General features: G+C 36.2%; 5 protein-coding genes and 1 pseudogene. All 6 read right to left on the reverse strand.

Annotated elements, in window-relative coordinates:
* Positions 1-114: 114 nt before the first annotated feature.
* Positions 115-3,393: a DEAD/DEAH box-containing ATP-dependent helicase gene (locus ABD010_RS13200; protein ID WP_343813911.1), complete on the reverse strand. Its 3,279-nt coding sequence runs from the start codon at positions 3,391-3,393 to the stop codon at positions 115-117.
* A complete protein-coding gene (locus tag ABD010_RS13205) occupies positions 3,390-5,180 on the reverse strand; it encodes a hypothetical protein (RefSeq protein WP_343813915.1) in 1,791 nt (596 codons plus the stop codon). The genes ABD010_RS13200 and ABD010_RS13205 overlap by 4 nt, the downstream gene beginning before the upstream one ends.
* Entirely contained in the window at positions 5,164-6,372 is a 1,209-nt protein-coding gene (locus ABD010_RS13210) for a DUF6361 family protein (RefSeq protein ID WP_343813918.1), read from the reverse strand. The genes ABD010_RS13205 and ABD010_RS13210 overlap by 17 nt, the downstream gene beginning before the upstream one ends.
* Before the next feature lie 98 nt (positions 6,373-6,470).
* Positions 6,471-6,599: pseudogene (locus tag ABD010_RS18385) on the reverse strand (DUF6037 family protein); the annotation flags it as partial.
* 177 nt (positions 6,600-6,776) lie between these two features.
* Positions 6,777-8,261: a UvrD-helicase domain-containing protein gene (locus tag ABD010_RS13215; protein ID WP_343813920.1), complete on the reverse strand. Its 1,485-nt coding sequence runs from the start codon at positions 8,259-8,261 to the stop codon at positions 6,777-6,779.
* Positions 8,251-10,038 carry an ATP-dependent nuclease gene (locus ABD010_RS13220; RefSeq protein ID WP_343813921.1) on the reverse strand — a complete coding sequence of 596 codons (1,788 nt, stop codon included), beginning with the start codon at positions 10,036-10,038 and terminating at the stop codon, positions 8,251-8,253. The genes ABD010_RS13215 and ABD010_RS13220 overlap by 11 nt, the downstream gene beginning before the upstream one ends.
* Positions 10,039-10,066: the final 28 nt, after the last annotated feature.

A 10,066-nucleotide genomic window follows, 5' to 3' on the forward strand; every position in this document is an offset into this window, starting at 1 on the left:
TGCCCAATCGTCTTTCCAGATTTGAAGGATACCATAAGCGTTAATGAAAGAAGAATTATTGTTATGTGATAATGTAAATACATTCAATAATAAATTATAAACTGTCAAAGTTATTTAAACACCGATTTCCTTCATCTCTTTCCTCTTCGCAAATGGGCTTAGATTCATAAATAACTCCTTCAATTGTTCTTCTCCTATACCATTACTCAGCAATTGATCCAGCAAATCACCCTGCCGTGCTTGGCCAAGGCTTAACCGGTACAGTGTCAGCACCTTCATTAACCTTCTATACTTTGCCCCATCACGGCTGAGTGGATATAAAGGAAAAACGCGTTCAATACCTTCTCCATCTTTTCCTGGCAATGACCAAAATGGCACAAGTTCTGATGTGTTATCATCTCGCTCCACCTCGTTTGCCTGTGTGAACATCTCATTCCATATTTCTTTATTAAAAAAAATGTTTCCATAACGATTGGCGATATTCTGCCTGATCGCATGGCATTTATAACGGTTAATTCTGCCATCCCGCTGTTCCAGGTCAATCGGATTCGATGGCAAATTCCAATGCATGATTTTTCTGCAATAATAATGAAAATCCAGCCCCTCCTGACCGATGGAGGTCGTTGCCAGAACAAATGGACGAAATGGTGAATTAAAAGCTAACCTGACATTATCTTTACGGTTTTTAGATTTATCTGCATTCCGTTTATCATAAAACCCTACTGCGAAATTAGTCCGCATTTTAATGGATGTATCGTCCTTTCCAGATTCACCGCTTGACGCACGTTTTTGAAATGATTGATACGTGTCAACATTTAAACTGGCAGAGTGGGACTTTAATGCAGTCGTCATCACATTCAATAGACGTTCATTCCGCTCTTTCGCCTCCATTCTGTTCAAACCGCCTTCTTCAAGAAGCATATGGGCGTATTCATCAAGCATTGCCTGGAAATTTCCATCCACGCAATATTTAAGAACTCCTTTCCAGTGGGCATCTTTGGCATATTCTAATTCAACTATTGAAATCATTTCCTGTATATTAAAACGATCAATGATTGTTTTCCCGAGTTTAATAGCATAAGGCAAATTTTCGCTTTGGACATTTGCCATTAAACGCAAAGCACAAATTGCCGGTGAACCTAATACCATTGCAGTAAGCACATCCAATAAGTCATCTGGCTGCCTGCCCAGTACTGGCGGTGAATCCTGATAATACATCTCCCGAAGCTCTTCAAAATGCTGAGCAATTCCGGCAAGATCATCCTCATTCCCCTGTTCACCTTCATCTTCCACCGATAGCAAATTTTCTTGTTCAAACCAGTTTTGAATGACTGGTTCATCTAAATCAAATAACAATGGAGCTATATAATACCAGCGTTCATCACGGCGCGTTTCATTAGCCTTGGACTCATAGGACAACCCACCCAGCAGACTGGACAGTTTATCTTTAATCTCAGCCTTAATTGCTTCCAATGACAACCCGCGGTTTAATATATCAACTGGATCAAAAAGCTTCGCCAGTGTCACAGATGGATATAAAAGTGTTAAGTGATTCATGTTGGCAGGTGCATTATTTTTAATTCTAAAATTCAATCTTGGACGCGGATAGCGTTGTTCGGCAAAATAGTTATAAGCCTTGGACCGTTTTTTCTTCGGTGTTCTCTGTACCAATTCACCAACTGTTTTCCGCTCCGCTTCATAAGACAGAAGTGTCGCAATGGAGCGTGGAACCATTTCCCAGCCGGAAAAAACGAGTACCTTTGAAAAGGAGCTCATCCCTTTGTAGCACCCCTCAAACTCATAGTATGGCAGTGAAGGAGGAATCCACATCAACCGTTCCGCACCGTCGGCTAGTGCAATTTCTTTCAGCTTTTTCATTCTGGCATTCGTTTCCCGTAACTTTCCGTACTTTCCTATCGTTTTTCGATTAACCCACAAAAGCGGATTTTTAAGCGATGCATTGTTTACCGGGTTCCTGCTTACTTCATTCATTATTTTATCTTTCAGTTTGTAATGATCCATAAACGACATTAAAAACGGCGCAGACTTTACATATTCAACTGGAACACTATCCTTTAAACCAACCCGCTGTAATAACTTGTCCATTTCTATATAGGACGCCACATCATCTTCCGTTATTTGTAATGTTGTTTTATCGATTGATTCATTACTGACATCTGTATTACCTTCTTCCAAAACACGTTCTGTTCTGGCAATTCCTTTATAAAGACTGTCTTCAGCAACCTGCTTTTTGGCCAGAATCATCGCAAAATCCTGTGTCGAAACTTCACTTAGAGATGTTGAATAATCATCCCATACACGCCGGAACTCTTGTTTATGCTGTGGGTGCTTTTCAAACAGGAAGTCAGTAACCTGCATAAATTCTTTATAATGTTCGTCGGTTCCAGATTCGGATATTTCTTCCAGTGTTGAGTATGGTTTGTATGGAGTAGCAGACAACAACAGAATTTTCACCTGAGAATTATCCATCTTTGGATTGTTAAAAAATTTACTTGCCAGCATAGCTGTTTCACTTTCACGTTCCGCGTTAATCAGTTCCGGAAAGCGTTGAAATTCATCCATAATTACAAGGTCGGCATCAATTAAATCAACACTTGCTTCTGCCATCATCTTCCGCAGCTTTTGAATGACCTGCGTCTGACCTTCTACCCGCTTTTCAGGATCACCTTGTTTTTTTAATATGTCACAGACATCACTAAATTCTCGTTGAAATCCTGGATTTTCCGAAAAAAATTGATCGATTTTCGTATGCATCGTCTCTAAGTAGGCACCAGCCGATTTTTCATCACATTCCCTGACTCTTTTGTTATATTCTTCATTCCAAACAGCCCAACCTTTATAAGCAGAATCAGTCATCATTATTTCCAATTCTTTTAAGTAAGGTTCAAAAAATCCATGACGCTTCAATATCGCAAAAATCAACGCCCTTTCCCTGACACTGCCACACCCCTGGGTCATTTTAAATGAGGTGGAAGGTGTTAACGGGATAAGCTGAATATAATTTTCCTGTACTGCTTCACTGTATTCATCTTCAAAAATCTTAAGATGCTGCATGGATAGGCGCGTATCTGAAAGCCCATCCAAGGTAACTCGATGATCAATTCTTAACTTACTAAGGTTTTGGGAAGCAATATTCTGGTTGGAACATACATAAACAACTTTAAACAAGTTATCATTCTGTTCCTGATGATAACGGGCAGTTTTAGCAATTACTCCTTTTGCAACCATCGTCTTGCCAAGGCCGACTTCATCTGCAACGAGAACCCTGGAATAATTAGTTGTGAACAGCTGATGTACGCGTTCAACTGTTGCCCGCTGAAAATCTTTTAAACCAGCCAATATTTCCTTTTCCTTATGATATAAATCAATCATCGTTTCACCTTCTTTGCCGCCTGAATAAATGTCTGGTACAACTGATTAAATTCTGGAGGAACAATCGAGTCATCATCAATCATGCGAATCACGCTTTCAATATCCTCCAATTTTTCCGGTGAATGCGCTGCAGTTTTTAACATATTTTCATAAATTACTGGAGTATCACTTTCCTGCACGTCCCAGGAATCCAGCCCGAAATTTTGCTTATCTTTATTTTCTATAGCTGCCATTAGAAAGTCATCTGCCAATAGAAAAGCTATATATTTTAAAAATGTATACGAGTTCTTAACGATTGAACGAAAAATTTCATGTTCTCGTTCCACAGGCAAACCAGTGGTATCAATTTTGATAACCCGCTCAATGGATTCACCTTCTTTCTCCACCCGAACTTTATAAAAATGTCCAAGTTCAAGTATGTTCAATCCATTAATTATTGTTGACTGTTGCAGTGTTGCGGTTGCTGTACTAAGCAAAGGACCTATTGTAAATTCAATATCTTCATTTCCGTGAAAATCTCCAAGTGTTATTTCTACGGTGTATGTATTGTCATTTTGTGTTACTGTTGCATGCAGCTGCGATCTGCAAAGTGACTTAATCCCTTGTTGAAGTTGTTCCAATATATCGGATTCTTCAACTGCTTGCTCCGGAATTTCTTCAACCCGTTCAAAAGGATTATCGTCATCCTCCCCGAAAAGATCATCCAACAGATTCATAATCTGAAACCCACGCTTCCGGTAGTTCAGCTGTAATAAAAACTCAACATTGCCATGAAATGCATTACGTGAACAATTAGCCGAGCCTACATATATAACATGATGATTATACTTGGATTTAGCATACAATTTGGCATGTATATCCTGAAGCTGTGCCATTTCACCAGACTCATCTTCTTCACTTATCGCACTTTCTCCGTCAACCACTGAATCTTTTAACGTATAAACGATAAAATCATGCATGAGTTCAGGTGTTAGCTTATGGAGTTCAGTTTTCCTTGTAATCAATACCCGTTCAGGCACGTTATGTTTTGATTCCGTCAAGGTTTTCTTATGGAGTTCCTTGATAGTCGCCCCACTTATAAACGGCGACATAACAATTAGTTTATGAAAACTGTCAAATACACCTGACGATTCTTCCTCATATCCATCGATTCCAATTGGACAAAATTCAAAATCAGCGTATTGATTTAAAACAGGGTTAAACTGTACATAATCCAGTTCTGAAATAAGCTGATTTATTTGCTCGGTCTTATCTTGACTTGTTGAAAACTCAGTAAGAAACTGCAGAAAGTCAGCCAATGGACGGTTTTTATCAGTTGGTTGATATACCTTTTTTCCTTCAAGCGCAATGGCAATGTCCCAGCTCCGGTCAAATGTCATGTTACGCGTCAGAACAAGTAGCCTGTATAGTTCCTCCTGCTCCTCATTCCGATATTTAATCAGCCATAACTTGGGATGAAATGATTTTCCATTCTCCAAGGATATTTCAAATACACTGTTTTCCATCAAGGCAAAAAGTGAATTGTTTTTCCGTGGCACCTTTATTTGTCCACCTTCACAAAAAATCGCAAATTTCTCCGCACTTTTTCGTAATCCCTCGAGTACGTATACCGGGTCTTCCATCATCGTTTGATCCATCTCTTCTGACAACCCTAAGGCCAATGGAACACCAACCAAGGCCTCTAAATCAAGAGAATATGTCGTCCCCACTGCAAATTCAACCACATAACCAACAGGAGGTGTCAATAGTTCAGAGTAGTTTAGCCTATCTTCATCTGGCTTCAGCATATTTACCCTCCAAACCTGTAGCGATGTCTTCCATAATTATTTTTGAATCCGGGAAACGATATTGCAGCCGGTCATTCCCGATCCAGTCTCCCTCTTTATAGCTGTACATTTTGGAATTGTGTAATTTTGCCCTGTCTTTTGTCTTAAGTTCAATTTCCCGACCGATTATTAACTCATCCATCGCATTATTATGCCCAGCAACAACCGCTTCCTGCCATTCACGCAGAAAACGGAACAACGGATAGTTATGGATAGAAAGCCTGTGAAGAATTTTTTTAAATGGAAATGTGGCAAATTCATATTTAACAAAATCACTGTTAATCCAGTTGGTCCATTTTTTCACAGCAGTTTCACTTTGCCCATTGGAGGCAATCAGGTTATAACGGATATGTGCTCCATGTAGAAACTTACTGAATTTATTTGCCTGATCATAATCGTCTCGCAATTTGCCACTTTCCGGAATAATTGAATCCAATGCCTCAAAACTCTCAATATCTTTCCATTCCCTGTGATCCATCTGTAGCAAATAGGATAATAAACTATCTTTGGACTTGTCTGCCGAAGTAATTCGGGTTTTTAAAAATTGCGCCTCATCATATCTAAGATCCATGGTAAGATTGTTCTTCCAGTCTGATTCGGGCAAAATACACTGCCAGAAGGTCCCGAAATATGCACCATCATTATCACCCAGATCATCCAGTTCCTCATTACCGTACGTATTCACTAACTCTTTATTACGTTTCATCCGAAACAACGCTTTAGCATAATTCATCAGTGAAAGTGATGGATAGCGAAAAATTTCATATGTCCTTAGACCATTCCAGTAAATCTCTGAAGGCTTCCGTTTAAGCCTTGTTCCAGCCCGTCCGCCAATCACACCGTCTTCCCCTTCCTGATTAAGTGTTTCAATTAAGGAAACCTCTTCATCCCCAAGTTTCTCCAACAGTTCTTCAGGTTTTGCATACCTTTCCTTTTCTAGTTCCATCAGTAAATATGGCACAATCAAAAAATACTTCGCTCTCGTCTGGATGGTCGATGTACCCGGGAAAAGAATATCAGCAAACCCATCCCGTATCCGGCCAATACCAAGTTCATCCACTGCCCCCGGAGCAGTAAGTGCATCCAGGACCGCCATCACCTTATCCCTGTGCTCACTGGAGTAATCGATCCAGCCCAGTTTTAGTCCATCCAATGTAAAACTCCTTCAAATTAATGTTTTCAATATAGTGATACGAATAGTAACATATGATAATTGTCATTTAATAAAGCAAGTCAAAAATAAAATTATCCTTATCGTTCGGCAAACACTTTTAAAATAAGATCACTTCGTTCGTCACCTCGATTATCGGAAAAGAAAAAGCTTAAATTTGTGTCATTACAAAATCGTTCATACAGATGAGGAGGCAATGTCTCTGCTTTGTTACTATTTTTAAGGTTTTATACAGAGAGGCAGGCATGATAACGTATTATGTGTGAGCCAATATCCTTTGATATTGGCGCCTTGGCCCGTGAATCATGCCCGCAGAAGCTCCGTGTCAAACCGACTTCGATTCTATCTGTTGGTTATGCTCCCAACATCAAATAGCGAGCAACCATTTAAATTGAATTATTAATACCTAATCCATTCAGTACCGATTCATATAACCCATTCTTTACAATATGCAAACTTTCCTTAGCTCTAGTAATTGCAACATAATGATTTTGTTTAGCAAAATTATTATGGAAATCAAAAAACGAATCCGCATTTATAAAAACATGTTCAAATTCCAATCCTTTTGCACTATGTATAGTTAGTGCTAGCTTCTTAGGTTTTTCAGCTATAAAATTTACACTATACTGTTTATCTAGGGTTTCAAAAAAGTTTTGTTTTTCTACCTCCAAGAGATTCCTGTCCGTTATTTCTTCAATTTGTTTCAGCGCCTTTATTGTGTCGATATTTAGATTTTCTTGAAGAAGTTCAGCTTTACGAACCGTTGAACTCTTAATTTCAACATCCAAATCGTCCAACATACTATAAATATTATAATGACTGGAATCAAAATATAATTTTAAAACCGGCTCCAACACTTCATAATTTGGATAACTCGAATTTAGGGGAGTCTTGTCTATAAAAACAAAACCCTTGTTTTCCCAATAAGTTCTTTCTCTACCCCACTGATTTCTCCTAGCAAATAAATAGACAAAGGCATCGTCTTTTGTGCTTGGTTCACTTATAAACATATTAATATTTTTCAAAACGTCTAAATTCGAATAATACCTAATTCTATTCTCTTCATGGGGTATATCAAGGCTTTGTTCAAAAAATTGATAGCTATAATTTACAATTGATAAATGGGATCTGAAGTTATGGATTAAACGATAATTATTAAATTCATAATCATCTTCTAAACTTTTCATGATTTCTGCATCAGCACCTCGGAAGCCATACAACATTTGCTTTAAATCTCCAACAATAACTAAACGAATTTTTAATTCATCTTTTAAATACATATACAAATGATGCATATCATAATCTACATCTTGATATTCATCGACCATAACAACCTGAAAACGCGCTTTCAAATATCTTTGTGCATTTAAGGACTTTTTTAAAATCTCTAAACCTAATTGATATGTAAAATTCTTATTATTATCCCTATAACTTCCAATCACATTTTGTCCCTTCATTTGCAATAACCCTTTATCGAAGTCATCAAATTTATAAATATTATTATAATTTTGAACGAAGTCCTCCCCGCTTGGAAACTCTTTTCCAAAAGCATCTCTTATGAAAGGCTTTATTACTTCAGATAAAATAAAAGATTCAGTAGTTATAACCTTAATCGCCTTCAAATAATGTTTGTTATCAGTACTTTCCATAGGAAGCAACTCTTTTACCTTATCCTTAATTTGTCTTGTGGCCAATCTAGTGAATGTTATCATGGCTATTTGTTGATATGGTTGGATTAGTTTCTTTTCTATCATAGCGAAAGCCTTTTCAACTAAAATCGTTGTTTTCCCGGAACCTGCACTTGCCGATATTAAGTAATGTGGATGATTACTAGCTAATATTTCGTCTCTTGTATTTTGATCAATAATCATACTCGTCAACCTCAACTAATTTTTTCAGACAATTAAACCGATCATCATAAAAAATTGTTTTAGCTATATCCGTAGTTAAGTAATTATTAACGTATTCATTCATATTTTTCTTTTTTGCGTCTTGTAAATGAGTAATAAAATTACTAAAGGGAAGTTTATGTATATGATCTTCAGGTAGTGCGGCATATAAATCTTCTTCAAGTTCTATTTCTGACAAGTATATTCCATTATCTGCCCATTTTTCTATTTCACTTTTATATGTTGTATATACCTCATGTTTTACTTTATTTCGATCACTGATAGATTCATAATTCAAGCCTGTGCAATACTGATATGGTTCAGCTAAGCCATATTTATCATTACTTACACCGTTAATCATGGCGTTCATTTTTTGACATCTTCTTATCCCAAGTAATGTAACTTTGTTTTCATTATTAATTTTTTTAATGTCATTATCAGTTTTTATTAATGCCGTTATCCCTAGTTCATTTAAAATTCTAATGTAACTTTCAAAACCTATTCCTTCTATACTTAATACTTTTATTTCTTCAACTACATTAAAATCTATACATCCGACCTCATAAATCATTTTTTCAATAATGTACTCAAAAAGGATTTTTTCAGACATACCTTCTACTAACAACACTCTATCGAAAAATAATGCCTCTGCTAATTTTTCATTGAATATTTTTCTAGTACCCTTATATTCTTCAGGCACTAAAAAAAATACTGAGTTATTTTGCACAAATCCTTCTTTATCTTTGTATATTCGTATTAACTTTACTTCATCCGCATATGTAAACATATGTTCCGAATGTGTAGTAACAAATAAATACGGGTATAAATCCTTATTTTTGTAAAATAAATTACGTGATATAATTTGTTGCATAGTTGGGTGTAAACTATTTTCGATTTCTTCCATTAGAAAAATAGATATTCTTTTATCCGCTTTTTCTTCAATTTTTAGTTCCTCAATTAAATTTGTAAGTGCATATGCTAAAATCTTTTGTCTACCGTCTCCAGCTGTTGGATATAGAAATTCTTCTACTGCCGGATTTTCATCATGAATATACGGTGTTAAATGATTAAATATTCCACTTACCTCATGTTCCGATTGTAATTTTATTTGTACACTTTCACTCCTAATTTCTTTATATTTCTCAGTTAATTGACTATTAACATGCTGAACTCTACTGTCCTGACTTATAACTGTATTTAAAAATTCTATTGCCCTATTGATTTTGTCTGTATTATCTGTTTTTGTTTCTTTATACAATAGTGTTCTGTGCTTTTTAAACAATTCAGTTGGGGATATATTTGGACTAACGTATATTACTTCGAATATATTATCCAAGGAAGATATAATACCCTTTTGTGTAATAAGTGACATCTCATCAATTGCGCCACCCCATTTTAATACTGGATTTCCTATTTGTTTCTCTTGATCAAATTCACCTTCAATCTGGATTATTAATGTATCTTCTGAAAAAGAGGTTGCTCCCTTCACCCTTGCTCTAATAAATTCATTATCGTCACATTGTTCACTTATATCTAATTCAACTTGAATTATAATTTTTTCATCAATATTCCGTTTATGATAATCAGTTATTTGAAAGCCATTTTTTCTAACGGTTGGATCAAACAAAAAGCGAAGTGCATATAAAAAATTTGTTTTTCCAAAATCATTTCTTCCAAAAATAATATTTTTATTATCCAAGTCCAAACTTACTTCCTTAAAGTTACGGAAATTATTTATTTTAATATTTTTTAATTTCATTTTATCCTCCCCTTTAATTTTGCCGAAG

It is taken from the genome of Virgibacillus siamensis, assembly GCF_039522605.1.
Classification (GTDB): domain Bacteria; phylum Bacillota; class Bacilli; order Bacillales; family Amphibacillaceae; genus Lentibacillus; species Lentibacillus siamensis.